This window comes from Enterobacter cloacae complex sp. IR5458 (genome assembly GCF_049238025.1).
Lineage (GTDB): Bacteria > Pseudomonadota > Gammaproteobacteria > Enterobacterales > Enterobacteriaceae > Enterobacter > Enterobacter kobei.
This window is the reverse complement of the sequence record NZ_JBMKIF010000001.1, coordinates 157877-183748: the sequence shown is the minus strand read 5'-3', so window position 1 is coordinate 183748 and position 25872 is coordinate 157877. Positions and strand designations below refer to the sequence as shown.

Annotated in this window: 24 protein-coding genes; 3 read left to right on the top strand and 21 right to left on the bottom strand. The window is 55.0% G+C overall.

Going from position 1 to position 25872, the window contains the following annotated elements; genetic code table 11:
• Positions 1–144 precede the first annotated feature (144 nt).
• From coaE to yacG, 3 genes are read left to right on the top strand one after another with little or no spacing between them, the layout of a single operon-like run.
• Entirely contained in the window at positions 145–765 is a 621-nt protein-coding gene (gene coaE / locus ACOTYN_RS00850) for a dephospho-CoA kinase (RefSeq protein WP_014882554.1), read from the top strand.
• On the top strand, positions 765–1508 hold the full coding sequence (gene zapD / locus ACOTYN_RS00845) for a cell division protein ZapD (protein WP_014882553.1): 744 nt from the start codon (positions 765–767) through the stop codon (positions 1506–1508). Before coaE ends, zapD begins: the two co-directional genes overlap by 1 nt.
• A gap of 9 nt (positions 1509–1517) precedes the next feature.
• A complete protein-coding gene (yacG, locus tag ACOTYN_RS00840; protein WP_014882552.1) occupies positions 1518–1712 on the top strand; it encodes a DNA gyrase inhibitor YacG in 195 nt (64 codons plus the stop codon).
• A gap of 33 nt (positions 1713–1745) precedes the next feature.
• Here yacG and mutT read toward each other — a convergent pair whose 3' ends face one another.
• From mutT to ilvN, 21 genes are all read right to left on the bottom strand, one after another.
• Complete coding sequence (gene mutT, locus ACOTYN_RS00835) at positions 1746–2138, bottom strand: 8-oxo-dGTP diphosphatase MutT (protein ID WP_014882551.1); 393 nt, start codon at positions 2136–2138, stop codon at positions 1746–1748.
• A 57-nt stretch (positions 2139–2195) separates the two neighbouring features.
• Positions 2196–4901 (bottom strand): preprotein translocase subunit SecA, encoded by a 2706-nt coding sequence (gene secA / locus ACOTYN_RS00830; protein WP_014882550.1) that lies wholly within the window; start codon positions 4899–4901, stop codon positions 2196–2198.
• Between the two features lie 58 nt (positions 4902–4959).
• A complete protein-coding gene (secM, locus tag ACOTYN_RS00825; protein WP_014882549.1) occupies positions 4960–5463 on the bottom strand; it encodes a secA translation cis-regulator SecM in 504 nt (167 codons plus the stop codon).
• Positions 5464–5742: 279 nt separating this feature from the next.
• On the bottom strand, positions 5743–6660 hold the full coding sequence (gene lpxC / locus ACOTYN_RS00820; protein WP_014882548.1) for a UDP-3-O-acyl-N-acetylglucosamine deacetylase: 918 nt from the start codon (positions 6658–6660) through the stop codon (positions 5743–5745).
• Positions 6661–6761: 101 nt separating this feature from the next.
• The gene (gene ftsZ / locus ACOTYN_RS00815) at positions 6762–7913 is read right to left on the bottom strand and encodes a cell division protein FtsZ (RefSeq protein ID WP_008501978.1); all 1152 of its coding nucleotides are present in this window, start codon (positions 7911–7913) and stop codon (positions 6762–6764) included.
• Between the two features lie 63 nt (positions 7914–7976).
• Positions 7977–9233 (bottom strand): cell division protein FtsA, encoded by a 1257-nt coding sequence (ftsA, locus tag ACOTYN_RS00810; RefSeq protein WP_006173845.1) that lies wholly within the window; start codon positions 9231–9233, stop codon positions 7977–7979.
• Positions 9230–10072, bottom strand: coding sequence for a cell division protein FtsQ (gene ftsQ, locus ACOTYN_RS00805; RefSeq protein WP_014882547.1), 843 nt, complete (start codon positions 10070–10072; stop codon positions 9230–9232). The genes ftsA and ftsQ overlap by 4 nt, the downstream gene beginning before the upstream one ends.
• Position 10073: 1 nt before the next feature.
• Positions 10074–10994: a D-alanine--D-alanine ligase gene (locus ACOTYN_RS00800; RefSeq protein WP_049010314.1), complete on the bottom strand. Its 921-nt coding sequence runs from the start codon at positions 10992–10994 to the stop codon at positions 10074–10076.
• On the bottom strand, positions 10987–12462 hold the full coding sequence (murC, locus tag ACOTYN_RS00795) for a UDP-N-acetylmuramate--L-alanine ligase (protein ID WP_014882545.1): 1476 nt from the start codon (positions 12460–12462) through the stop codon (positions 10987–10989). Before murC ends, ACOTYN_RS00800 begins: the two co-directional genes overlap by 8 nt.
• 56 nt (positions 12463–12518) lie before the next feature.
• Entirely contained in the window at positions 12519–13583 is a 1065-nt protein-coding gene (gene murG / locus ACOTYN_RS00790; RefSeq protein ID WP_014882544.1) for an undecaprenyldiphospho-muramoylpentapeptide beta-N-acetylglucosaminyltransferase, read from the bottom strand.
• The gene (gene ftsW / locus ACOTYN_RS00785) at positions 13580–14824 is read right to left on the bottom strand and encodes a cell division protein FtsW (RefSeq protein WP_014882543.1); all 1245 of its coding nucleotides are present in this window, start codon (positions 14822–14824) and stop codon (positions 13580–13582) included. The genes murG and ftsW overlap by 4 nt, the downstream gene beginning before the upstream one ends.
• Complete coding sequence (gene murD, locus ACOTYN_RS00780; protein WP_047344026.1) at positions 14824–16140, bottom strand: UDP-N-acetylmuramoyl-L-alanine--D-glutamate ligase; 1317 nt, start codon at positions 16138–16140, stop codon at positions 14824–14826. The genes ftsW and murD overlap by 1 nt, the downstream gene beginning before the upstream one ends.
• 2 nt (positions 16141–16142) lie before the next feature.
• Positions 16143–17225 (bottom strand): phospho-N-acetylmuramoyl-pentapeptide-transferase, encoded by a 1083-nt coding sequence (mraY, locus tag ACOTYN_RS00775; RefSeq protein WP_008501985.1) that lies wholly within the window; start codon positions 17223–17225, stop codon positions 16143–16145.
• Positions 17219–18577, bottom strand: coding sequence for a UDP-N-acetylmuramoyl-tripeptide--D-alanyl-D-alanine ligase (murF, locus tag ACOTYN_RS00770; RefSeq protein WP_071922592.1), 1359 nt, complete (start codon positions 18575–18577; stop codon positions 17219–17221). The genes mraY and murF overlap by 7 nt, the downstream gene beginning before the upstream one ends.
• Positions 18574–20061 (bottom strand): UDP-N-acetylmuramoyl-L-alanyl-D-glutamate--2,6-diaminopimelate ligase, encoded by a 1488-nt coding sequence (gene murE / locus ACOTYN_RS00765; RefSeq protein ID WP_014882540.1) that lies wholly within the window; start codon positions 20059–20061, stop codon positions 18574–18576. Before murE ends, murF begins: the two co-directional genes overlap by 4 nt.
• A complete protein-coding gene (locus ACOTYN_RS00760; protein WP_014882539.1) occupies positions 20048–21814 on the bottom strand; it encodes a peptidoglycan glycosyltransferase FtsI in 1767 nt (588 codons plus the stop codon). The genes murE and ACOTYN_RS00760 overlap by 14 nt, the downstream gene beginning before the upstream one ends.
• A 15-nt stretch (positions 21815–21829) precedes the next feature.
• On the bottom strand, positions 21830–22195 hold the full coding sequence (gene ftsL / locus ACOTYN_RS00755) for a cell division protein FtsL (protein WP_014068894.1): 366 nt from the start codon (positions 22193–22195) through the stop codon (positions 21830–21832).
• A complete protein-coding gene (rsmH, locus tag ACOTYN_RS00750) occupies positions 22192–23133 on the bottom strand; it encodes a 16S rRNA (cytosine(1402)-N(4))-methyltransferase RsmH (protein ID WP_014882538.1) in 942 nt (313 codons plus the stop codon). The genes ftsL and rsmH overlap by 4 nt, the downstream gene beginning before the upstream one ends.
• Before the next feature lie 2 nt (positions 23134–23135).
• The gene (mraZ, locus tag ACOTYN_RS00745; protein WP_014882537.1) at positions 23136–23594 is read right to left on the bottom strand and encodes a division/cell wall cluster transcriptional repressor MraZ; all 459 of its coding nucleotides are present in this window, start codon (positions 23592–23594) and stop codon (positions 23136–23138) included.
• A 598-nt stretch (positions 23595–24192) separates the two neighbouring features.
• Complete coding sequence (gene cra, locus ACOTYN_RS00740) at positions 24193–25200, bottom strand: catabolite repressor/activator (protein WP_014168621.1); 1008 nt, start codon at positions 25198–25200, stop codon at positions 24193–24195.
• Between the two features lie 179 nt (positions 25201–25379).
• Entirely contained in the window at positions 25380–25871 is a 492-nt protein-coding gene (gene ilvN, locus ACOTYN_RS00735) for an acetolactate synthase small subunit (protein ID WP_014882536.1), read from the bottom strand.
• Position 25872: the final 1 nt, after the last annotated feature.

The window sequence follows — 25872 nt, the reverse complement described above, 5'->3', positions numbered from 1 at the left end:
GACTGCGAAATTCTCTTTTTTTACGCTACAATCCTATAAATTTACCTGGTAAAAAGCCGGTAAACAGGGCTAAACAGTGGCTGATGCACGTTTGAAATTTAACCAACTGATTTTAATAATGAATAATTCCCAGGATTTGATTTAATGGGGTATATCGTCGCATTAACCGGCGGCATCGGTAGTGGCAAAAGTACCGTTGCGGACGCATTTTCTCGTCTGGGTATCACGATTATTGATGCCGATATCATTGCCCGTCAGGTGGTAGAGCCCAATACACCCGCGCTAAAAGCCATCGAAAACCATTTTGGTCCGGCAATTATCAGTGCAGATGGCACGCTAAATCGCCGCAAGCTACGCGAATGCATTTTTTCCGATTCTGCGGAAAAACGCTGGCTTAATGCCCTGCTCCACCCCATTATCCACCAGGAAACTCAGCGTCAAATTGCCGCAGCCCGCTCGCCGTATGTTCTGTGGGTGGTTCCGTTGCTGGTAGAGAATCAGCTGCACAATAAAGCCGATCGGGTGCTGGTCATTGATGTCTCGCCTGAAACGCAAATCCAGCGCACCGTGACGCGCGATCGTGTCTCGCGCGAACAGGCTGAACAAATTCTTGCCGCTCAGGCCACGCGCGCTCAGCGCCTTGCCGTTGCGGATGATGTTATTGATAATAACGGCGCACCAGATGCCATTGCATCGGATGTTGCCCGCCTGCATGCGCAGTATTTGGCGTTCGCCGCGCAGGCCGTTGCACAGGAAAAACCATAATGTCGACCCACATCCTTTTTGAGCATCCGCTCAACGAAAAAATGCGTACCTGGCTGCGTATCGAATTTCTGATTCAACAACTTTCACAACATTTGCCCGTCAGCGATCATGCCACTGCGTTGCACTTCTTCCGCAATGTGGGGGATCTGCTGGATGTCATTGAGCGGGGCGACGTCCGCACAGAGCTTCTGAAAGAACTGGAGCGCCAGCAGCGTAAATTACAGGCCTGGGCCGAAGTGCCGGGCGTGGATCAGAGCCGCATTGATTCACTTCGTCAGCAGCTTAAAAACAGCAGCAGTACGCTGATGGCCGCACCTCGTGTCGGGCAATTTTTGCGAGAAGATCGCCTGATCGGCCTGGTGCGCCAGCGCCTGAGTATTCCTGGTGGCTGCTGTAGTTTCGACCTGCCAACGCTGCATATGTGGCTGCATATGCCGCAAGCACAGCGTGATGCGCAGGTGAACAGCTGGCTGGAAAGTCTCGCCCCCATGCACCAGACGCTGTCGCTAATTCTCGACCTCATCCGTAACTCGGCGCCGTTCCGCAAGCAAACCAGCCTGAACGGTTTCTATCAGGATAACGGCGATGATGCCGATCTTCTGCGTCTGAATTTATCGCTCGGCGAGCAGCTTTACCCACAGATTTCCGGGCATAAGAGTCGTTTTGCGATCCGCTTTATGCCTCTGGACAGCGAGAATGGCACCGTGCCGGAACGCCTCGATTTTGAACTGGCCTGTTGTTAAGGAGTGCCGATGTCTGAAGTGACCACCGTAAACTGCCCCACCTGCGGTAAAACCGTTGTATGGGGCGAAATGAGTCCGTTCCGTCCATTCTGCTGCAAGCGCTGTCAGTTAATTGACCTTGGAGAATGGGCGGCGGAAGAGAAACGCATTCCGAGCAAAGGCGATCTCTCGGACAGCGATGACTGGAGTGAAGAGCAGCAATAGCTTTAAAGCCTGCTGGCGCTTCGCTTAGCAGGCCTACAGGTCGTCCGTCAGTCGGGATATGACGGGCGCATTTGCCGGTGGGAATTTATCGGCATCACTGGCCTGAAGCTCCACCCAGTTACCGGGTTGCCCCTCTTTTCCCCAGGGGTCGCCTTCCCAGTTTTCGACCAGCCAGAACCAAAGCGTGATGTGCCTGTCCGGAAACTGGTATTCGAGCTTATCGAACAGCGTTGCGCCAACTGGCGTAATCCCTACCTCTTCCTGAAGCTCACGCACCAGCGCCTCTTCCGGCGTCTCCCCTGATTCAATTTTTCCACCGGGAAACTCCCATTTGTTCGCCATATGGGCATCGGCAGCGCGCTGGGTAATGAAGATCTGGTTTTGCGGGTTGCGAATAATCCCGACGGCAATTTGCAGTATTTTCATATTGTCACTTCCATAAAAAAGGCGCAGATATCTGCGCCTTTTCATTGTCTTATGGACTTAGCTCAGACGGCCGTGGCAGGCCTTATATTTTTTACCGGAACCACACGGGCACGGATCGTTACGACCCACTTTACGATCGCCAGTCTGCGCGGCGATCGCCGCTGCAGCTTCGCTCTCGTCAGTCTGGTGGCTCAGCTGTTGCATCTGCGCCAGACGCTCAGCTTCTTCACGACGCTGTTGTTCCATCGCTTCCACTTCTTCCGGCATACGTACCTGAACTTTGCTCAGGGTGCTGATCACTTCATACTTCAGCGACTCCAGCATAGACGCAAACATGGAGAAGGATTCACGCTTGTACTCCTGCTTCGGATCTTTCTGCGCATAGCCACGCAGGTGAATACCCTGACGCAGGTAGTCCATTGCCGCCAGGTGCTCTTTCCACAGGGAGTCCAGCGTCTGCAGCATCACACCTTTTTCGAAGTGACGCATCATCTCAGCGCCAACCACTTCTTCCTTACGCTTATAAACGTCCAGCGCGGTTTCAAAGATACGTTCGCGCAGCGTCTCTTCGTGCAGCTCAGGCTCTTTGTCCAGCCACTCTTTGATAGGCAGATCGAGGTCAAAGTCGTTCTTTAGACGTTCCTGCAGGCCTTCGATATCCCACATCTCTTCCAGAGACTGCGGTGGAATATGCCCGTCAATGGTCGCTTTGAACACATCTTCGCGAATGCTGTTGATGGTTTCGCTCACGTCGGACACGTCCAGCAGTTCGTTACGCTGGGTGTAGATCGCACGACGCTGATCGTTCGCGACGTCATCATACTCCAGCAGCTGCTTACGAATATCAAAGTTGCGGCTTTCCACTTTACGCTGCGCGTTGGCAATCGCTTTAGTGACCCACGGGTGCTCGATGGCTTCGCCTGGTTTCATGCCAAGTTTACGCATCATGCCGGACACGCGGTCGGAGGCGAAAATACGCATCAGCGCATCTTCCATAGACAGGTAGAAGCGAGAAGAACCGGCATCCCCCTGACGGCCCGCACGGCCACGCAGCTGGTTGTCGATACGACGAGATTCGTGACGCTCGGTACCAATAATGTGCAAACCACCGGAAGCCAGAACCGCGTCGTGACGTACCTGCCAGTCGGCTTTGATTTGTGCAATCTGTTCTGGCGTTGGGTTTTCCAGCTCAGCAACCTCAGCCTGCCAGCTACCGCCCAGCATAATATCGGTACCACGACCCGCCATGTTGGTAGCGATGGTCACGGCAGCCGGATAACCCGCCTGAGCAACGATATCCGCTTCTTTAGCATGGAACTTGGCGTTCAGAACGTTGTGTTTAATGCCTGCTTTCGTCAGCTCATTGGAAACCACTTCAGATTTCTCGATGGAGATGGTCCCCACCAGAACCGGCTGCCCATTGGCAGTACGGTCGCGAATATCTTCGATGATTGCCTGAATTTTTTCCGCTTCGGTCATGTACACCAGGTCCGGCATATCCTTACGGATCATTGGACGGTTGGTTGGAACGACAACGGTATCCAGCTTGTAGATGGAGCTGAATTCAAACGCTTCGGTATCAGCAGTACCGGTCATGCCCGCCAGCTTCTCGTACAGACGGAAGTAGTTCTGGAAGGTGATGGACGCCAGGGTCTGGTTTTCATTCTGAATATCCACACCTTCTTTGGCTTCCACAGCCTGGTGCAGACCGTCAGACCAGCGACGTCCCTGCATGGTACGGCCGGTGTGTTCATCGACGATGATGACTTCGCCGTCTTTCACAATGTAGTCGACGTCACGGGTGAACAGCGCGTGGGCGCGCAGTGCAGCCGTTACGTGGTGCATCAGCATGATGTTGCTCGGAGAGTACAGGGACTCCCCCTCTTCCATAATGCCTTCAGCGACCAGCAGCTCTTCAATTTTCACCAGACCGCGCTCGGTCAGGTTCACCTGGCGCGCTTTTTCATCAACGGAGAAGTGACCTTCACCCTGGAAGGTGTCGGAGTCTTCTTTCTCCTGACGCAGCAGGTGCGGAATGATTTTGTCGACTTTGCGGTACATCTCAGAGCTGTCTTCGGCAGGGCCGGAGATGATCAGCGGGGTACGCGCTTCATCGATCAGGATGGAGTCCACCTCATCCACCAGCGCGTAGTGCAGTTTACGCTGGACGCGCTCTTCAGGGCTGAAGGCCATGTTGTCACGCAGGTAGTCGAAGCCGTATTCGTTGTTGGTGCCGTAGGTGATGTCCGCGTTATACGCTTCACGCTTGGCTGGCGCAGGCAGGCCGGACATGTTGATGCCGACCGTCATGCCGAGGAATTCGAACAGTGGACGGTTGTTTTCGGCGTCACGCTGGGCCAGATAGTCGTTGACGGTAACCACGTGAACGCCTTTACCGGTCAGCGCGTTCAGGTAAGCCGGCAGCGTTGCGGTCAGGGTTTTACCTTCACCAGTACGCATTTCCGCGATGCAGCGCTCGTTAAGCACCATACCACCCAGCAGCTGAACGTCGAAGTGACGCATGCCAAACACACGTTTACTCGCTTCACGCACTACGGCGAAGGCTTCCGGGATCAGGCTTTCTAAGGTTTCCCCTTTTTCCAGACGCGCGCGGAATTCCACGGTTTTTGCTTTCAGCTCGTCATCGGAGAGCTTCTCCATCGCCGGTTCCATACCGTTGATGACAGCGACAGCTTTGCGCATACGGCGCAGTGTACGATCGTTACGACTACCAAAAACTTTAGTTAATAATTTGATTAGCATAATAAATTCTCAAACGCCCCATCGTGGGCAGATAAATTAAGGTATTGAAAAAGTTAATTTAGCTGAGGCGTTGCGGCCCGGCGCGGATGCCGTGGGCCTGGCTAATCCAGGTTGATACAGAGAATGAGACTGACGGAGTGAGCACAGTTTGCGCCGTCTGGCGAACCATAACCGGCGGCTGGCCGTCCTGCGTGAGCAACGCGTTGAGCGTATCCAGCAGGGCAAGGTGCTGTGCCTGTACCGGCAACGTCTCTTCGGCAACAGGCATTGTCTGCGGCGCCATCGCAAATGACAGATGACGAATGACCGTGCGGATAGCGTGCTGGTGCCAGTAATCAACGGAGAAATTCGGGCGACGACTGGCTTCAAGCCACGCGAGGTTAGTAAAGTTAACCCGCGTGTTGAGATCGTGTTTGGTTGTGGAGGTTTTCGCTGGCGTCGCCGCTTCGGCACTGTTGCTGAGCGCAGGCAAGCCGAGACTCGCCGCGACCATCCCCAATAAGAGATGCGGCCAGAAGTATCGTCTGCCAAATTGTCGCCAGCGCGTCAGTATTCCGCTCACTTGCTCCACCACATAAGCCCGCCAGTTACAGGCTAAATTCAGTTATTTTTTTTAAGCGCCCAGATATTACCACTAATGCCGCTACACAACAGCAGGAATGAGGCATCGTTGCAGGGAAAAACGGTCAAGAATGCAGCTAACGCACACATTTTCTGCGCAAGACAAACAAGAGAGAATATTGAGGCAAACGAAGACGGGTAAAAATAAAAACGACTGGTCTTCCTGGTCGGAGAGAGTACCAGGTTAACCAGTCGATTTTTTACGAAACGGTGTGAACCGTTAAGCCAGAACCGTGCTTGGTGCTTTGAAGGCCAGCGGCAGTTCCGCTTCGTCTTCAAAGGTCACATATTCCCAGGCTTCCTGTTTTGCCAGGACTGCCTGCAACAGTTTGTTGTTCAGTGCATGACCGGATTTAAACGCGGTGAATGCACCAATGATGTTGTGACCACACATAAACAGGTCGCCGATCGCATCCAGCATTTTGTGACGCACGAATTCGTCTTCAAAACGCAGGCCGTCTTCGTTCAGTACGCGATAATCGTCAACAACGATGGCACAATCGAAGCTGCCGCCCAGGCACAAGCCGCGGGACTGCAGATATTCGATATCACGCATGAAGCCAAACGTACGTGCGCGGCTAATCTGGCGCATAAACGCATCAGCAGAGAAGTTCATCGCATAGCGTTGGGTGCTGGCATCAATCGCCGGATGGTTAAAGTCGATGGTAAAGTCCAACGAGAAACCATTGTACGGTTTGAATTCAGCCCACTTGTCGCCATCTTCGACACGAACGGTCTCTTTGATGCGAACAAATTTCTTCGCGCAGTTCAGTTCTTCGATGCCGGCATCCAGCAACAGATAAACGAACGGAGCAGCACTGCCATCCATAATCGGGATTTCTGGCGCATCGACTTCAACCATAATGTTGTCGATACCCAGACCCGCCAGGGCGGCGTTCAGGTGCTCTACGGTAGAAATCCGCACGTCATGCTCGTTCACCAGACAAGTACAGAGCATAGTATCACGCACAGATTTGGCATCGGCCGGAAAATCTACCGGTGGATTCAAGTCGGTGCGACGATAGATGACCCCGGTATTGGCCGGCGCAGGGCGTAACGTCAGTGTGACTTTCTTGCCGGTATGTAAACCGACACCCGTCGCCTGAACGATACGTTTAAGTGTCCTTTGTTTGATCATCGTATAATCTCGCCAAATTAACTATCCAACCGAAAGTGTATATCACTAACGGTGGGCCAGTTTAGCACAAAGAGCGCAAATCCCCAAATTCCAGCCAATTCTTAGTCAGCTTGCTTACGCAGGAACGCCGGGATATCCAGATAATCTGGCTCTTTCGCCGTTTGCGGCGTTGGGTCGTTCACCACTTTCGCGGCCGGTTTCTGCTCTTGAGTCAGAGGAGACATACCGTGCTGCTGGTAACGATCCATTACCGGTTGCTGAGTCTGTTTGTTGGTCACCAGGGTGATCTCAGGACGCTTGTCCATACCGATACCGGTGGCAACAACAGTTACACGCAGCTCGTCGTTCATTTCCGGGTCGAGAGACGTACCAATTACCACGGTGGCATTGTCAGAGGCGAACGCACGGATAGTGTTACCCACGGTTTCGAACTCATCCAGACGCAGGTCAAAGCCAGCGGTAATGTTGACCAGCACGCCGCGCGCACCAGACAGGTCAATATCTTCCAGCAGTGGAGAAGAGATAGCCATTTCAGCCGCTTCTTCTGCACGGTCTTCACCGCTTGCCACGCCAGAGCCCATCATCGCGTAGCCCATTTCGGACATCACGGTACGAACGTCTGCAAAGTCAACGTTCATCAGGCCAGGACGGGTAATCAGTTCGGCGATACCCTGAACCGCGCCTTTCAGCACGTCGTTTGCCGCGCCGAAGGCGTCCAGCAGGGAGATACCGCGACCCAGAACTTTCAACAGTTTGTCGTTCGGGATGGTGATCAGTGAGTCCACATGCTTGGACAGTTCGGTGATACCCTGCTCCGCGAAAGCCATACGCTTCTTGCCTTCAAAGTTGAAAGGCTTGGTCACGACAGCAACGGTCAGGATACCTAAATCTTTAGCGACTTCTGCGACAACAGGTGCTGCACCGGTACCCGTACCGCCACCCATACCTGCTGCGATGAAGACCATGTCCGCACCTTCCAGTGCAGCACGCAGGGCTTCACGATCTTCTTCAGCCGCGTTGCGACCGACTTCCGGGTTTGCCCCAGCGCCCAGCCCTTTGGTGATGCCACCGCCGATCTGGATAGTCTGGCCAACTGCTGTTTTACGCAGTGCCTGCGCATCGGTGTTAACTGCAAAGAATTCAACACCTTCAATGCGTTCACGCACCATATGCTCTACGGCGTTACCGCCGCCGCCACCGACGCCGATGACTTTAATCACCGCGTCGTTGGTCAGTTCCATAGGTTCAAACATAATTTCTCTCTCCGTTGTGCCTGTCGCCCGATACCGCTAATTCTCTCCGGTCTCTTAAAAAAATTAAAACTCTTTTCGCAGCCAGTTGTTCAGTCGTTTGACCCACGACCCCACTGAAACGCGTTTTTCCACTTCTGCTTCACCACTGAGATGAGATTCCTTCCCGTAGTGGAGCAGGCCCACAGCCGTCGAATAGTACGGCTCCTGAGCATAATCCGTTAAACCGGTAATATTCAGCGGCGCACCAATACGCACCTGCGTATGGAACACGCGCTGAGCGCAGGCCGCAAGACCTTCAATTTGCGCTGCCCCGCCGGTTAATACAATCCCCGCCGCGAGATGATGTTTCACACCTTGCTGACGAAGCTGTTCCTGTAACTGTAAAATCTCTTCGTTGACCAGGTTGAGCAGCTCGGTATAACGCGGCTCAATCACCTCTGCCAGCGTCTGACGTTGCAGGCTGCGCGGCGGACGACCGCCCACGCTCGGCACTTCAACGCTCTCATCTTTGCCAACAATTGAACCCAGCGCACAGCCGTGGCGCACTTTAATCGCTTCTGCATCGCTCGGTGGCGTACCAAAAGCGTATGCGATATCGCTGGTCACAACGTTCCCGGCATAAGGGATCACTTTGGTGTGGCGCAGCGCACCGCCTGTATAGACAGCCATGTCCATTGTACCACCACCAATATCGACCACACAGACACCGAGTTCACGTTCGTCTTCGGTCAACACGGAATAACTTGCCGCCAGACCGGCGAAAATAAGTTGGTCAACTTTCAGGCCACAACGTTCAACGGCTTTTACAATGTTCTTCGCCATATCGTTGTGACATGTGATCAGGTGCACTTTTGCCTGCATACGCACGCCAGACAGACCGACCGGGTTTTTGATCCCTTCCTGATAGTCGATCGCATATTCCTGCGGGATCACATGCAGTACACGATGTTCATCGCGCACGCGCACGGACTTCGCCGTATGCACCACGTTTTCAACGTCTTCCTGCGTCACTTCTTCTTCGGAAATCGGCACCATACCGATTTCGTTCTGGCAGCTGATGTGCTTGCCAGAAAGGGCCAGATAGACAGAAGAAATCTGGCAATCCGCCATTAATTCAGCCTGATCGATGGCGCGCTGCACGCATTTCACCACCGACTCAAGGTCATTTACCCCACCTTTATCCATACCACGGGACGGGCAACTGCCCACGCCAATGATATTGACCATACCGTCGGGCAGAACTTCCCCTACTAAAGCGGCAACCTTAGCGGTGCCAATCTCCAGTCCAACTACCAGTTTTCTGTCCGTCGCCTTGATCATTGTTGTTCTGCCTGTACCTGTGCCTGATTCTGTTGCTGATTAGGTTCCTCGACCGGAGCCGGCTCCCAACCGACTGCTGCGCCTGAGTCATAGCGCAAATCAACGTAGCTTATCCGTTTGCCGTCCGTCTGCGCCTGCTGCTGTAAAACCGGGTAAAGTTCTACAAAACGCGCCAGACGTTTCATTGTGTCGCCGCGCCCCAGGTTGAGCTTAATGCCGTTCGTCAACGTAAGCTGCCAGGAGCGGCGCGCCGTCATTGCAGCATCTTTTAACGTAAACCTGTCCTTCGCCAGCACCTGACCCATTTCACGAAAACCCTGCAAGACTTCGTTTTCGCTACCTTCAGGGCCATACAACATCGGTAAATTTTGCTTGTTGACACGATCGGATGGGACGCTGAAGGAATTTCCGTCTACGTCAACCATGTGCTGATCATTCCAACGCGCAATGGGCACATATTCAACCAGATGAATCTTCAATTCATCAGGCCATTGCTTTCTGACACTCGCCTGTTTTATCCAGGGCAGACGTTCAATCTGACTCTGAATAATATTGACGTCCTGAGTCATAAAGGTGCCGGGCGATCCCAGCGCCAGAATTGACTGGCGAATATCATCGTTACGCGTGTAGTGACGCTCGCCGGTCACCACCAGCTTTGACAGCGGCAACCGCTGCGCATCTTCCATCCAGCCCAGCACCATCCAGCCGCTGATAAACACGGTGCACAGCACCCCGAGCAGGAAAATAATCCCTGCAAGACGCGTTCCATTACTCCGGCGTGAAGAAGCATATTCTTCTTCGTCATCGCGGTTGCGCGTGTTCAATGCAGCCTGAGACATATCAGCCCGCCTGGTCCAGAATACGTACGACTAACTGAGAGAAGCTCATTCCTGCCTGACGCGCAGCCATCGGCACAAGGCTATGGCTGGTCATTCCCGGAGAGGTATTGGCTTCCAGCAGGTAAAATTGCCCGTCACTGTCCTGCATCACATCAATGCGTCCCCAGCCGCGACACCCGAGAATATTCCAGGCTTTAAGCACCAGGGACTGTAAATCCGCTTCACGCTCAGCTTCCAGACCACAAGGGCAGAAATATTGCGTCTCATCAGAGAGATACTTCGCCTCATAATCATAGAAGACTCCGGCGGGTTGGATGCGAATTGACGGTAAAATTTCTTCGCCAAGCATCGCGACGGTAAATTCCGGCCCGCTGAGCCATTTTTCAATCAGAACTTCTTCATCGTGTTGAAATGCCAATGCTAAAGCCGACGCTAAATCTTCAGCTTTATCGACTTTTGACATTCCTACGCTCGACCCTTCCCGACTCGGCTTTACAATAACCGGTAAGCCCAGTGCCGCAATGCGTGTATTAACGCTGTCAGACAGGCCCAATTCAAATTCGCGACGCGTCAGCGCCACCCACGGTGCAACCGGTAGCCCCGCGCCCTGCCACAGTAACTTACTGCGCAGTTTATCCATAGAGATGGCAGACGCCATCACGCCGCTGCCGGTGTACGGCATGTCGATCAACTCCAGAAGCCCCTGCAGGGTTCCGTCTTCTCCGCCACGGCCATGTAATGCGATAAAGACTTTATCGAAGCCCATTGCTTTTAACTGCGTCACGTCGACCTCTTTTGGATCGACCAGGTGCGCATTGACGCCCCCTTCACGCAGACCCGCCAGTACGGCAGCGCCGGAATTCAGAGAAACCTCGCGCTCGGCGGACGTGCCGCCAGACAGGACAGCAATCTTATCAGCCATGATGCTCATCCTCCTGAGTTTGCGGCTTCAGTTTGATTTCAGCTAAGGTACGGGCGATTTTGCCGATATTTCCCGCACCCTGGATCAGAATCAGATCGTTACCGGTCAGCACAGGTGCCAAAATTTCCGCCACCTGTACCGGGTCAGAAACCAAAATAGGGTCAACTTTACCGCGTCCGCGAATCGTGCGACACAAAGAACGACTGTCAGCCCCCGGAATCGGAGTTTCGCCCGCTGCATAAACATCCAGCATCAGCAGCGTATCCACCTGCGACAGTACGCTGGCGAAATCGTCATACAGATCGCGGGTGCGCGTATAGCGGTGCGGCTGGAAGATCATGACAAGATTTTTTTCAGGCCAGCCAGCGCGTGCAGCTTTGATGGTCGCGTCCACTTCGGTTGGATGGTGGCCGTAGTCATCCACCAGCATAGCGGTGCCGGCTTTACCGTTTACTGCCTCCAGCGGGAATTCGCCGAGGAAATCGAAACGACGTCCAGTGCCCTGGAAGCTTTCCAGGGCGCGCAGGATCGCTTCATCATCGATGCCTTCTTCTGTCGCCACCGCCACCGCCGCTGCGGCGTTGAGGGCGTTATGACGCCCTGGCGCATTCAGCGTAACGTGCAGCAGCTCTTTGTCCTGACGCGCCAGCGTGAAATGCCCCTGCGCACCAACCTGTTTGTACTCTTCCACGCGAACGTCAGCATCCTCACTGAAGCCATAAGTGGTGATTTGACGCCCCACACGCGGCAGCAGTTCGCGGATGACCGGGTCATCCACACACATCACCGCGCGGCCATAAAACGGCAGGTTGTGCAGGAAGTTGATAAAGGTCTGCTTTAAATTCTCAAAGTCGCCCTGGTAGGTATCCATATGGTCGGCTTCGATATTGGTGACAATCGCCACCATCGGCTGCAGATGCAGGAACGACGCATCGCTCTCATCTGCTTCCGCAATCAGGTAACGGCTGTGACCCAGACGCGCGTGCACGCCTGCGGCTTTGACCAGACCGCCATTGACGAACGTCGGGTCGAGACCCGCTTCGGCATAAATACTGGAAACCATCGCAGTGGTCGTGGTTTTACCGTGGGTCCCGGCAATCGCGATGCCGTGACGAAAACGCATCAGTTCCGCCAACATTTCAGCACGGCGGATCACCGGAATGCGCGCTTCATGCGCGGCAACGATTTCCGGGTTGTCAGAGGAGATAGCGCTCGATACCACCACCACGCTTGCATCGCGCACGTTTTCAGGGCGATGGTTGAAATAGATAGTCGCCCCAAGCGACGCCAGTTGCTGCGTAACAGGGTTTGGCGCCAGGTCAGACCCGCTGATCTGATAACCTTCGTTAGCTAACACTTCGGCAATACCGCCCATGCCAGCACCACCGATGCCAACAAAGTGAATGTGCCGGACGCGACGCATCTCGGGCACGATTGAACGCAGTTTTGCCAGTTGTTGTGTATTCATTCTCTAAACGCCATCGACTACTTAAAATTCGTGCAGCGCAACACGCGCTGCGAGGGTTAAGCCTGGGCTGCCAGGCTCACTTCTTTTGCCACCCGTTCAGTCGCATCCGGGATTGCCACCGCGCGCGCGCGTTGTGCCATCTCCAGCAATGCATCTCTGTTCCAGCCCGCCAGGGTAGTGGCGACCGCGTCGGCGGTAAATTGTGGCTGTTCAAATATCTTCGCCGCACCGGCTTTCTCAAGCGGCAGCGCATTCCAGTACTGCTGTCGGTCTTTATGCTGGAACGGGACAAACACCGCGGGCAAACCGGCGGCAGCAATTTCGCTTACCGTCAGTGCGCCAGAGCGGCAAACCACGACATCGGCCCAGGCATAGGCTGCAGCCATATCGTCAATAAATTCGGTCACTTTGTGCTGCGGCTGGCCTTCAGCGGCGTAAGCCTGCTCAACGGTCTGTTGCGCGCCTTTCCCGCTTTGGTGCCAGATTGTCACGGCATCACCCAGCTTTGCAGCCACCTGCGGCATCGTCTGGTTTAAAATGCGTGCCCCTTGAGAGCCGCCCACAACCAGAACGCGTACCGGTCCTTCACGCCCCGTCAGGCGGGTGTCCGGCAGCGGCAGCGCCAGCACATCCACACGCACCGGGTTACCCACCACGTCCGCTTTCGGGAACGCACCGGGAAACGCCTGCATAACTTTGGTGGCGATTTTCGCCAGCCACTTGTTGGTCAGACCGGCAATACCGTTCTGCTCATGCAGTACGACGGGAATACCTAGTGACCACGCAGCCAACCCGCCTGGGCCAGAGACGTAGCCACCCATGCCCAGTACCACATCAGGCTTAAAACGCTTCATGATGGTGCGTGCCTGACGCCAGGCGTTAAAAATACGCACCGGAGACAGCAGCAGCGCCTTAAGACCTTTGCCACGAAGGCCGGAAATACGAATAAAGTCGATCTCAATACCGTGCTTCGGTACCAGGTCGGCTTCCATGCGGTCTGCGGTTCCCAGCCAGCGTACCTGCCAGCCCTGCTCCATTAAATGGTGCGCAACCGCCAGCCCCGGGAACACATGTCCGCCGGTACCGCCTGCCATCACCATTAACCGCTTCGGTTGATTCATCGTGAACCTCGTGTAAACGCCTGGGCTTTCTCCAGACGCGTCTCATAATCTATGCGTAACAAAAACATAATGGCCGTCGACATGATCAACAGGCTCGAACCACCATAACTGATCAACGGCAACGTCAGACCTTTGGTCGGCAGCATACCCGCTGCGGCGCCGACGTTAACCAGTGCCTGGAAGCTAAACCAGATCCCAATTGAACAGGCTAAGAAACCTGAGAAGCGGTGATCGATCTCCAGCGCTTTTCGGCCAATCGACATGGCGCGGAAAGCGACGAAGAATACCATTAATAGCGCCAATACCACACCGATATAACCCAGTTCTTCCCCAATAATGGAGAAGATGAAGTCAGTGTGCGCTTCCGGTAAATACTCCAGTTTCTGGACCGAGTTACCCAGCCCTTGCCCCCAAACCTCACCGCGACCAAACGCCATCAGCGACTGCGTCAGCTGATAACCACTGCCGAACGGATCTTCCCATGGGTTCCAGAACGAGGTCACACGGCGGATACGGTAAGGCTCGGCGAGGATCAGCAGCACTACCGCTGAAATCCCCATTCCGATGATGGCGATGAACTGCCACAGCTTGGCCCCTGCCAGGAACAGCATCGCCAGCGTCGTGACAAACAGCACCACCACGGTACCGAGGTCAGGCTGCGCCAGCAGCAGGATCGCGAGCACCAGAATCACGCCCATCGGTTTTAAGAAGCCGCGAAGGTTATTACGCACTTCGTCGACCTTACGCACCAGGTAGTTCGCCAGGTAGCAAAACAGCGAAAGCTTGGTGAATTCCGCCGGCTGAATACGCAGCGGGCCAAACGCAATCCAGCGCGATGCCCCGTTAACGGAGCTCCCGACAACCAGTACGATCAGCAGCATGATAATTGACGCAATCAGCATCGCCGTACTGTGCCGCTGCCAGAACGCCATCGGCAGACGAAGCGTCACCAGCGCCAGACAGAACGCCAGAATGATGTACAGCCCGTCACGCTTGGCGAACAGGAAAGGATCGTTAGCCAGACGCTGTCCGACGGGCATCGAGGCCGAGGTCACCATGATAAAGCCGATCGCCGCCAGCCCCAGCGTAAGCCAGAACAGGGTGCGGTCGTACATAATCAGGCTATCGGAGTCTTTTTCCCGCGAAGCCATCACCCAGCCTTTCAGTGCCGCAAACAGCCACACCAGAATTCCAAATCCTGGCAGGCGCGGCATTTTCAGGCGAGGGAGAGATAAACGCATCAGCCTAACTCCTTCGCCAGGCGAGTAAAGATATCGCCACGCTGTTCGAAATTCTTAAACTGATCGAGACTCGCGCACGCTGGAGAGAGCAGCACCATATCCCCCGGCTTCACGCGCGGGGCGATCAGCCGCATCGCCTGTTCCATCGTTTCAGTTTGCTCGGCAATCTCCGGGCGTAATTGAGCCAGCTCGCTGCCGTCACGACCGAAACAGTACAGGCGGATGTTATCGCCTGAAAGGTACGGCTTCAGGGAGGAGAAATCAGCGGATTTGCCGTCACCGCCCAACAGCAGATGCAGGGTACCGTCAACATGCAGACCGTTCAGCGCGGCCTCCGTACTTCCCACGTTGGTGGCTTTGGAGTCGTTAATCCAGCGCACGCCGTTGTGCTCCAGCGCCAGCTGGAAACGGTGCGCCAGACCGGAAAACGTGGTTAACGCTTTCAGGCTGGAAGAGCGCGGCAGGCCAACAGCATCCGCCAGCGCCAGTGCTGCCAGAGCATTTGTGTAGTTATGCTGGCCGGAGAGCTTCATCTCTTTCACGTTCAGCACTTTCTCACCTTTCACGCGCAGCCAGGTTTCACCCAACTGACGGTTCAGATGATAATCCCCCATGGTGATACCGAAGCTAATGCAGCGATCGTCCGCGCCGCGCACCGGCATGGTCAGCGCATCATCGGCGTTAACCACGCAGACTTTGGCATTTTCATACACGCGCAGCTTGGCGGCGCGGTACTGCTGAAGACCAAATGGATACCTGTCCATATGATCTTCGGTCACGTTAAGGATCGTCGCGGCAGCTGCGCGCAGGCTGGAGGTGGTTTCCAGCTGGAAGCTGGAAAGCTCAAGGACATACAGCTCGCAGCCTTTGTCCAGCAGCATCAGTGCGGGCAGACCGATATTACCGCCCACGCCGACGTTCATGCCTGCGGCTTTCGCCATTTCGCCCACCAGAGTGGTGACGGTGCTTTTACCATTAGAACCGGTAATCGCAATAACGGGCGCCTGCACTTCACGGCAGAACAGCTCGATATCACCGACAATCTCCACCCCCGCATCAGCCGCAGCGCTGAGTGAAGGGTGCGCCAGCGCCATCCCCGGGCTGGCGACAATCAGATCGGCGGCCAGCAGCCAGTCATCATTCAGACCACCAAGGTGGCGTTCAACCTGTTCCGGCAGCTTGTCCAGACCCGGCGGAGAGACACGCGTATCCATCACGCGCGGCGTCACGCCACGCGCAAGGAAAAAGTCCACGCAGGAAAGGCCGGTAAGGCCCAACCCGATGATAACGACTTTTTTACCCTGGTAATCTGCCATGATTAACGTACCTTCAGCGTTGCCAGGCCAATCAGCACCAGCATCAGCGAAATAATCCAGAAGCGCACAATCACGCGCGGCTCCGGCCAGCCTTTCAGTTCATAGTGGTGGTGAATCGGCGCCATACGGAAGATGCGCTGACCGCGCAGCTTGAAGGAGCCGACCTGCAAAATCACCGACAGGGTCTCGACCACAAACACACCGCCCATGATCACCAGCAGGAACTCCTGACGCAGCAGCACGGCGATGATGCCCAGTGCGCCGCCCAGCGCCAGAGAACCGACGTCGCCCATAAAGACCTGCGCCGGATAGGTGTTGAACCACAGGAAGCCCAGCCCCGCGCCGACAATCGCCGTACAGACGATCACCAGCTCACCCGCGTGTCGCAGATAAGGGATGTGCAGGTAGTTAGCAAAGTTCATGTTACCGGTCGCCCACGCCACCAGTGCAAAACCGGCCGCCACAAAGACGGTTGGCATAATGGCCAGACCATCCAGGCCATCGGTCAGGTTGACGGCGTTGCCGGTTCCGACGATCACAAAGTAGGCCAGCAGGATATAGAACAGCCCCAACTGCGGCATGACGTCTTTAAAGAACGGCACCACCAGCTCGGTCGCGGGCGTGTCTTTTCCTGCCAGATAGAGCGCGAAGGCCACACCAAGCGCGATCACCGACATCCAGAAGTACTTCCAGCGGGCAATCAGGCCTTTAGTATCTTTGCGAACGACTTTGCGGTAATCATCCACAAAACCAATGATCCCATAGCCCACCAGCACGGTAAGCACGCACCAGACGTATGGGTTAGACGGATACGCCCACAGCAGCACGGAGACAACGATTGCAGTCAGGATCATAATCCCGCCCATGGTCGGCGTACCGCGTTTACTGAAGTGCGACTCAGGACCGTCGTTACGCACCACCTGGCCGAAAGAGAGTTTTTGCAGACGGGCAATCATGCGCGGGCCCATCCACAATGAGATGAACAGCGCAGTCAGCAGGCTGACGATGGCACGAAACGTCAGATAGGAAAAGACGTTAAAGCCTGAATAATATTTGACCAAATGTTCGGCCAGCCAAACTAGCATGTCCCGTTCTCCTGTAATGCGTGCACAACCTCTTCCATGGCGGCACTACGTGAACCTTTCACTAACACAGTCACAATTTGTTTTTCTGTAATCAACGCCTTCAGGCGCTCAATCAACGCAGCTTTATCGGCAAAATGTTCGCCAACGCCGCTGGCACGGCTAATCGCCTCGCTCAGTTTTCCTGCGCTCAGCACACAGTCCAGCCCTGACGCTTTCGCCGCTTCCCCGACCTGGATATGACAGGCTTCGCTTTCGTCGCCCAGCTCGGCCATATCGCCGACCACCATGACGCGGTAGCCCGGCATTTCAGATAACACCTGCACCGCCGCCGTCATTGAGCCAACGTTCGCGTTATAAGAGTCATCCAGCAGCAGCTTGTTTTCCGTAAGCGGGATCGGGAACAGGCGTCCCGGCACGGCTTTTAACGTTGCCAGCCCGGTTTTAATCGCCTCATGCGACGCGCCCACGGCCGTCGACAACGCCGCAGCCGCAAGCGCATTGGCGATGTTATGGCGACCCGGCAGCGGTAACAGCACGTCTACGTCACCCGTTGGGGTCGTGAGCGTGAACTCTGTACCGTGCGACGTCACATGAATATTGGTCGCGGTAAAATCACTGTTGGCCGCATTCGGCGAGAAGCGCCAGGTTTTACGCGAACCGATGATGTTCTGCCAGTTCAGCCAGTCGTTGTTGTCGGCATTGAGAATGGCAATACCGTCAGCGGGCAGACCGGTGTAGATCTCGCCTTTAGCTTTCGCCACGCCTTCCAGCGAGCCAAAGCCTTCCAGATGTGCCGCCGCCAGGTTATTCACCAGCGCCGCTTCCGGGCGCGTCAGGCTCACGGTCCAGGCGATTTCCCCCTGGTGGTTTGCCCCTAACTCGATCACCGCAAATTCGTGCTCGTTGGTCAGGCGAAGTAATGTCATCGGCACGCCGATGTCATTATTGAGGTTGCCCGCGGTATAAAGTGTATTGCCGCACTGGCTGAGGATCGCCGCCGTCATCTCTTTCACTGACGTTTTGCCTGATGATCCGGTTAGCGCGACAACGCGAGCTGGCACCTGCTGACGAACCCAGGCGGCCAGTTCACCGAAGGCGAGACGCGTATCTTTCACTACAATTTGCGGCAGTTCGATATCGAGTTTACGGCTGACCAGCAGCGCGCCTGCGCCGTTTTCTTTAGCCTGCCCGGCAAAATCATGCGCGTCAAAACGCTCGCCTTTCAGCGCCACAAACAGACAACCCGCGGTCACTTTGCGGGTGTCGGTGGTTACCGCGTCAATGGTCAGATCTGGACCCAACAGTTCGCCGTGCAGTACCGCAGCGGCCCGGCTTAAGGTGATGCTAATCATGCGACGACTCCCAGCAGACGCGCTGCCGTTACGCGGTCGGAGTAGTCCAGACGACGATTGCCAACAATCTGATAATCTTCGTGGCCTTTACCTGCCAGCAGAACCACATCATTTTCTTTGGCCTGCATGATGGTGTTGGTCACGGCTTCCGCACGGCCCTCCACCACGCGGGCGCGACCGGCGTCCAGCATGCCCGCCAGAATGTCGTTGATGATGGCGCGCGGCTCTTCCGTACGCGGGTTGTCATCGGTTACTACCGGAATATCCGCGAACTGTTCCGCAATGGCGCCCATCAGTGGACGTTTGCCTTTATCGCGATCGCCGCCGCAGCCAAAGACGCACCACAGTTTACCGGTACAGTGCAGGCGGGCCGCTTCCAGCGCTTTTTCCAGCGCATCCGGCGTGTGGGCATAATCGACAACCACGGTCGGTTTGCCCGGTGCGCTAAACACTTCCATACGACCGCAAACAGGCTGCAGACGTGCGGAGGTCTTCAGCAGTTCAGCCATTGGGTAGCCCAGCGCCAGCAGCGTCGCCAGTGCCAGCAGCAGATTGCTGACGTTAAATGCGCCCATCAGGCGACTTTCAATTTCACCTTCGCCCCATGAAGAGGCAAAGCGGATCGTCGCCCCGCTGTCGTGATAGTTAACGTCAACGGCCTTCAGCCAGCGGCCGTGGCAGTTGGGATTGATATGGTCTTCCATCGACACCGCAACCGCGTCTGGCAGCTTCGCAAGCCAGCGGCGACCGACTTCATCATCGGCGTTGATGATGGCTTGTCCGTAATGGTGAGTCGAGAACAGCAGCCATTTCGCGGCCTCGTAATGCTCCATATCACCGTGATAATCAAGATGATCGCGACTCAGGTTGGTAAACACAGAGGCGGCAAACTTCAGCGCCGCAACGCGATGCTGTACCAGACCGTGCGAAGAAACTTCCATCGCGGCAAAGGTTGCCCCCTGCCCTGCCAGACCGGCAAGAACATGCTGTACGTCAACTGCCGAGCCGGTGGTGTTTTCCGTTGGGCTAACTTTGCCCAGCAGGCCGTTACCCACGGTGCCCATTACCGCGCCGGTTTCACCCAGCAACTGGGCCCATTGCGCCATCAGCTGCGTGGTGGTGGTTTTTCCGTTCGTGCCCGTCACGCCAACCAGACGCAGCTGGTCGGAAGGTTCGTGATAAAAACGTCCTGCCAGAGCAGAAAGACGTTCATTCAACTGGCTGAGATAGATAACCGGCACACCGTGCATTTCACGGATCTCACCGTCGGTTGCCTCATCTTTGGCCTCAGCAATAATGGCAGCAACACCTTGCGCAATCGCCTGCGGGATATAACGACGCCCGTCCGCCTGATGACCGACCACCGCCACAAAAAGATCGCCAGAAGCCGCAACGCGGCTGTCCAGTACCATCTCTCGCAGTGCTCGCTCCGGTGCATTTGGCACCCACGGAGCGAGAAGGTCGCGCAAATTACGATCTGCCACCTGTACCCTCGCCTTGATTAATTACAAATTCACTTTTTTCGCCCGTCGCCAGCGCATCCGGTTCAATGTTCATGGTACGTAACACGCCGCCCATGATAGCTCCGAACACAGGCGCGGAGACGGCGCCGCCGTAGTATTTACCCGCCTGTGGATCGTTTATGACGACCACCAGCGCAAAACGCGGATTGCTTGCAGGCGCTACGCCTGCGGTATAGGCAATGTATTTGTTGATGTAGCGGCCGTCTGGCCCCACCTTTTTCGCTGTACCGGTTTTAATGGCAATGCGATAGCCTTTGATCGCCGCCTTCACGCCGCCGCCGCCGGGCAGCGCCACGCTTTCCATCATGTGCACAACGGTACGAACGATGGATTCCGGGAAGATACGCTCGCCCGGAACCGGTGGATCAACTTTGGTAATCGACAGCGGGCGATAGACGCCATAGCTGCCAATCGTTGCGTAGACTCGCGCTAACTGTAACGGCGTTACCATTAGCCCATAGCCGAAAGAGAAGGTGGCCCTCTCTATGTCAGACCACCGTTGTTTTTGAGGATATAAGCCACTGCGTTCTCCGACCAACCCCAAATTGGTCGCCTTTCCCAGTCCAAAACGTGAGTAAGTCTCTACTAACGCTGAGGACGGCATCGCTAACGCCAGCTTTGAAACACCGACGTTACTCGACTTCTGTAACACCCCGGTCAGGGTCAATTCGCTGTAGCGCGCCACGTCTTTAATCTCGTGGCCGTTGATACGGTAAGGGATCGTGTTCAGAACCGTGTTTTCATTGACGATGCCGCGCTGAAGCGCCGTCATCACCACCATCGGTTTCACCGTGGAGCCAGGTTCGAACACGTCGGTAATTGCCCGGTTACGCATCGCATCTTTTGCGGTACCGGTAAAGTTATTCGGGTTGTAGGACGGACTGTTAGCCATCGCCAGCACTTCGCCGGTGCTGACATCAACCAGCACGGCACTGCCAGACTCCGCTTTGTTGAACGCTACGGCGTTGTTCAGCTCGCGATAAACCAGCGCCTGCAAGCGCTCGTCGATACTCAGTGCCAGGTTGTGTGCCGCCTGGCTGTCCGTAGAGGAAATATCTTCGATGACGCGCCCATAGCGGTCTTTACGCACAATGCGCTCGCCCGGCTGGCCGGTGAGCCACTTATCGAAGCTTTTTTCAACGCCCTCAATCCCCTGGCTGTCGACGTTAGTGAAGCCGATGAGGTGAGCGGTTACTTCGCCGGACGGATAATAACGACGGGATTCCTCACGCAGATGAATGCCCGGCAGCTTCAGTTTACGAATGTAGTCCGCCATGTCAGGGTTAACCTGACGCGCCAGATAGATAAAACGCCCTTTCGGGTTGGCGTTAACGCGGGAAGCCAGCTGATCCAGCGGCATTTTCAGGGCATCTGACAGCGCTTTCCAGCGGTTGTCCAGCGTAATGCCACCAGCGTCGTGCAGCTCTTTCGGGTCGGCCCAAATCGCTTTTACCGGCACACTCACGGCCAGCGGGCGACCAGAACGGTCAGTGATCATCCCACGTGATGTCGACACTTCCTGCACACGTAGAGAGCGCATATCACCCTGACGTACCAGCATGTCAGGGGCGATGATTTGCAACCACGCCACACGTCCCAGCAGGAAACCCAGCGCCAGTAAAATGCAGCCGCAAAGCAACGCAAAACGCCAACTGACAAAGTTGGCCTGTTCTTCCTGACGTTTTGGTTTTAGCGTTTTTGCCGCTGCTTTCATGCGTCGCGTTTTCCCTTATTTTTGTACTACGATATTTTCCTGGGAAGGATCAACATGCTGCAGTTGCAGCTTTTCCGTTGCGATCCGTTCAACCCGGCTGTGATCGCCGAGCGCGTTTTCTTCAAGGATCAGATTTCGCCATTCAATATCCAGCGCATCGCGTTCCAGTACCATCTGCTCGCGTTGCGCAGTCAATAAACGTGTATGGTGGGCTGTGGTGACCACCGTGACTGCCGTAACAATGATGCAAATGAACAGGCAGAGTGGCAGTTTCCCGAACCGCAAAAGATCGTCGCCGATCACGCCAGGCAAGGCATGGCGCTCGTTGCTTCCTAACGATCCCTTAACTTTGCTTAGGGTTTCTGTCACTCTGCTGATCATGCGTTCGTCCTCTCTGCAACTCGCAGCACTGAACTACGGGCGCGTGGATTCTCTGCCACCTCTTCTTCGCCCGGCATCAACTTGCCTAATGCTCGCAACTGACGACCACCCAGCTTCCTGAGTTGTTCTTCCGTCATCGGCAACCCCGCAGGAACCTGAGGACCGCGGCTTTGCTCACGCATAAAGCGCTTCACAATGCGGTCTTCCAGCGAATGGAAGCTGATGATGGATAACCGCCCACCTGGGGCCAGTACGTCGAGCGAGCTTTTTAGCGCCAGCTCTATTTCCTCCAGTTCACTGTTTACCCAGATGCGCACCGCCTGGAAGGTACGGGTCGCGGGATGTTTGTGCTTATCCTTCACCGGCGTCGCCGCCGCGATCACTTCGGCCAGCTCTTTGGTACGGGTCATGGGCTCAACGCGGTTGCGCTCAACGATGGCGCGCGCAATGCGCTTGCCAAAACGTTCTTCGCCAAAGGTTTTGATCACCCATGCAATATCCGCTTCGTCAGCGGTCTGCAGCCATTCGGCAGCAGACTGGCCGCGCGTCGGGTCCATACGCATATCCAGCGGACCATCACGCATAAAGGAGAAACCGCGTTCAGCATCATCAAGCTGTGGTGAAGAGACGCCAAGATCGAGAAGAATCCCGTCGATCTTGCCCGTCAGGCCGCGCTCGGCAACGTAATCGGCGAGCGCAGAGAAAGGTCCATGCACGATGGAAAAGCGAGGGTCATTGATGGTCTGTGCAACGGCAATCGCCTGCGGATCGCGATCAATTGCCAGCAGACGTCCTTCCTCTCCAAGCTGGGAGAGAATCAAACGCGAGTGACCACCGCGACCAAACGTACCATCAATGTAGATGCCATCCGGACGAATATTCAGGCCGTTCACGGCCTCATCCAGTAACACCGTTTTGTGTTTATAATTTTCCATCATATTTATAGAGACAAGTCCTGCAGCCGTTCCGATAAAGTTGCGGAATCGGACTGCTCAGCGTCGATATCTTCCTTGACCTGTTGATACCAGGTCGTTTCATCCCACAGTTCAAACTTGTTGAACTGCCCGACCAGCATCACTTCTTTAGTCAGACCGGCATGTTGCCGCAGCACAGGCGCAATCAGTAATCGCCCGGCGCTATCCATCTGACACTCACTGGCATGTCCCAATAACAGCCGCTGTACGCGGCGCTCTTGCGGGTTCATGCTCGACAGTCGCGACAGCTTTTGCTCAATAATTTCCCATTCGGGTAAGGGGTAAAGCAGCAGGCAGGGGGAGTTGATGTCAATGGTGCAAACCATTTGACCCGAAGCGTTCTCAATCAGCTGGTCGCGGTATCGGGTTGGCACCGATAAACGCCCTTTGCTGTCGAGATTGACTAACGTAGCTCCACGGAACATGCCAGTCTCACCCCTCCTCACCACTTTAACCCACAAATTCCCACCTAAAGGAGTTTACGGAGCGAGGGAAAAGCTTGTCAAGCCAGGACTCTCCCTATAAGGACCCGAAAGCCCTCTATTTACAGAGATAAACAGACCTGACTAATAACTGAACAACTGGCGAGGCAAAATTAACGTTATGAATATTTGTAAGAAAAAAACCGAATATGCACACTAGCGTTAAAGCTCACTCAATATCATCGCAGATAAATATAAAGTGTCAGTTTGCGACGCGGGCAGCATTTTATGACAGATTCTCAGGGGATAACAGCGCCAGATTCATTCAGACGCGTGGTTAAGGCGGCCGTTGCCACGCTGGCTGGTCAGGGTCCAGGAAAAACGTCTGAATATTCATCGACCGAAGCCGGTTTGTAACAAAATAATACAAAGATAGCGGTTTAAAATTGCTTTCAGGCTCCTTAAAGGGCAGTTTAAAAGCCAAAATGAATTAAGAAAATGAGGAGATTATGATCCTGCAGGAATTATCCTAATTTCATTGCGGGAATTAACTCAGCGAATTATTCCCGCAATAAGGGGCCATTTTCACCGCCCCGTCATTTCATTTATGGCGGCTAAGAATTCCGCGATGATAGAGATTACGTTTGATACGTGTCAGACCCGGCTTCGGTTTTCTCGGCTCATCCAGGCTCGCCAGAACAATCTCCAGTACGCGTTCAGCCACATCACGGTGACGCTGTGCCACGGCCAGCACCGGACACTGCAGGAAGTCGAGCAGCTCGTTATCCCCGAAAGTGGCAATAGCCAGGTCGGAGGGAAGCTTACCTTCACGGCGCAGGGTCACATCCATCACCCCCTGCAAGAGTGCAAAGGATGTCGTGAACAGCGCCTGGGGCATCGGGTGCGTTTCCAGCCATTTCTCAAAGAGCTGCGCAGCGGCTTCACGTTCATAGCTATTGGCGTAGAGATAGTGAACTTCACGCGGATCGTCTTTCCAGGCGGTTCGGAACCCCTGTTCACGCAGGAAGCTCACTGAAAGTTCAGGCAACGCGCCAAGATAGAGTACCGTTTCAGCAGGGAAGGTTCTCAGCTCCGCAGCAAGCATTTCCGCATCATCCTGGTCGGCACCCACTACGCTGGTGAAATGCTCGCGATCGAGAGCACGATCCAGCGCAACGATAGGGAAAGGATCGTTCGCCCAGCGCTGGTAGAAAGGATGCTCTGGCGGTAAGGAGGTCGATACAATGATGGCATCCACCTGGCGCTGGAGCAGATGTTCAATGCAGCGCATCTCGTTGTCAGGCTGATCTTCAGAACAGGCAATCAGCAACTGGTAGCCGCGCTGGCGAGCCTGACGCTCAAGATAGTTGGCGATACGGGTATAGCTGGTATTTTCCAGATCGGGGATCACCAGACCAATCGATCGGGTGCGCCCGGCGCGCAGGCCGGCAGCGACAGCATTCGGATGGTAGTTATGCTCACGAACCACCGCCATAACTTTTTCAACGGTTTTATCGCTGACACGGTACTGCTTTGCTTTACCGTTAATCACATAGCTGGCCGTTGTTCGTGACACGCCGGCTAGCCGGGCGATTTCATCCAGTTTCACAATTGCCCCTTAAAAAAAGAAAAGAGTCCATGGCCCTGTCAAGGTTATGGTTAAATCTTTTAACATCTAAACGCAGAAAAGCCTTCGCGGCAACCGCTTTTATCTGCGTTATTGGCTGATTACGCAAAAAAAAGCCCGGCTTTGGTGACCGGGCAGAAAGAGGCGAACCTTTTTGACAACTAACGCATGATTTTCTCGCCGCGTGACAGACCCACAACGCCCGATCTGGCCACTTCAACAATTTTTGCTACATCCCGCACGGACGCCAGAAAAGCGTCCAGCTTGTCACTGGTCCCGACCAGTTGAACCGTATAAAGAGAAGGCGTGACGTCAATGATCTGCCCGCGGAAAATATCCGCATTGCGTTTGACCTCTTCACGCCCGTAGCCGCTGGCCTGAATTTTTACCAGCATGACCTCACGCTCAACGTAAGCCCCCTGCCCCAGCTCGCTCACGCGCAGGACATCAACCAGTTTATGCAGCTGTTTCTCAATCTGTTCAAGCACTTTGGCATCACCAACGGTCTGAATCGTCATACGCGACAGCGTCGGGTCGTCCGTGGGGGCAACGGTCAGGCTTTCTATGTTATAGCCGCGCTGCGCGAAAAGCCCAATGACGCGCGACAGTGCGCCAGACTCGTTTTCCAGCAATACAGATAATATCCGGCGCATA

What these genes read in the sequence shown, in the direction of transcription:
- ftsA (WP_006173845.1), bottom strand. Translation starts at nt 9,233, where the DNA reads ATGATCAAGGCGACGGACAGAAAACTGGTAGTTGGACTGGAGATTGGC.
- ACOTYN_RS00760 (WP_014882539.1), bottom strand. Translation starts at nt 21,814, where the DNA reads ATGAAAGCAGCGGCAAAAACGCTAAAACCAAAACGTCAGGAAGAACAG.
- secA (WP_014882550.1), bottom strand. Translation starts at nt 4,901, where the DNA reads ATGCTAATCAAATTATTAACTAAAGTTTTTGGTAGTCGTAACGATCGT.
- murD (WP_047344026.1), bottom strand. Translation starts at nt 16,140, where the DNA reads ATGGCAGATTACCAGGGTAAAAAAGTCGTTATCATCGGGTTGGGCCTT.
- lpxC (WP_014882548.1), bottom strand. Translation starts at nt 6,660, where the DNA reads ATGATCAAACAAAGGACACTTAAACGTATCGTTCAGGCGACGGGTGTC.
- zapD (WP_014882553.1), top strand. Translation starts at nt 765, where the DNA reads ATGTCGACCCACATCCTTTTTGAGCATCCGCTCAACGAAAAAATGCGT.
- yacG (WP_014882552.1), top strand. Translation starts at nt 1,518, where the DNA reads ATGTCTGAAGTGACCACCGTAAACTGCCCCACCTGCGGTAAAACCGTT.
- mutT (WP_014882551.1), bottom strand. Translation starts at nt 2,138, where the DNA reads ATGAAAATACTGCAAATTGCCGTCGGGATTATTCGCAACCCGCAAAAC.
- rsmH (WP_014882538.1), bottom strand. Translation starts at nt 23,133, where the DNA reads ATGATGGAAAATTATAAACACAAAACGGTGTTACTGGATGAGGCCGTG.
- ftsL (WP_014068894.1), bottom strand. Translation starts at nt 22,195, where the DNA reads ATGATCAGCAGAGTGACAGAAACCCTAAGCAAAGTTAAGGGATCGTTA.
- ftsZ (WP_008501978.1), bottom strand. Translation starts at nt 7,913, where the DNA reads ATGTTTGAACCTATGGAACTGACCAACGACGCGGTGATTAAAGTCATC.
- coaE (WP_014882554.1), top strand. Translation starts at nt 145, where the DNA reads ATGGGGTATATCGTCGCATTAACCGGCGGCATCGGTAGTGGCAAAAGT.
- mraY (WP_008501985.1), bottom strand. Translation starts at nt 17,225, where the DNA reads ATGCTAGTTTGGCTGGCCGAACATTTGGTCAAATATTATTCAGGCTTT.
- murG (WP_014882544.1), bottom strand. Translation starts at nt 13,583, where the DNA reads ATGAATCAACCGAAGCGGTTAATGGTGATGGCAGGCGGTACCGGCGGA.
- murC (WP_014882545.1), bottom strand. Translation starts at nt 12,462, where the DNA reads ATGAATACACAACAACTGGCAAAACTGCGTTCAATCGTGCCCGAGATG.
- ilvN (WP_014882536.1), bottom strand. Translation starts at nt 25,871, where the DNA reads ATGCGCCGGATATTATCTGTATTGCTGGAAAACGAGTCTGGCGCACTG.
- ACOTYN_RS00800 (WP_049010314.1), bottom strand. Translation starts at nt 10,994, where the DNA reads ATGGCTGATAAGATTGCTGTCCTGTCTGGCGGCACGTCCGCCGAGCGC.
- mraZ (WP_014882537.1), bottom strand. Translation starts at nt 23,594, where the DNA reads ATGTTCCGTGGAGCTACGTTAGTCAATCTCGACAGCAAAGGGCGTTTA.
- murF (WP_071922592.1), bottom strand. Translation starts at nt 18,577, where the DNA reads ATGATTAGCATCACCTTAAGCCGGGCCGCTGCGGTACTGCACGGCGAA.
- ftsQ (WP_014882547.1), bottom strand. Translation starts at nt 10,072, where the DNA reads ATGTCTCAGGCTGCATTGAACACGCGCAACCGCGATGACGAAGAAGAA.
- ftsW (WP_014882543.1), bottom strand. Translation starts at nt 14,824, where the DNA reads ATGCGTTTATCTCTCCCTCGCCTGAAAATGCCGCGCCTGCCAGGATTT.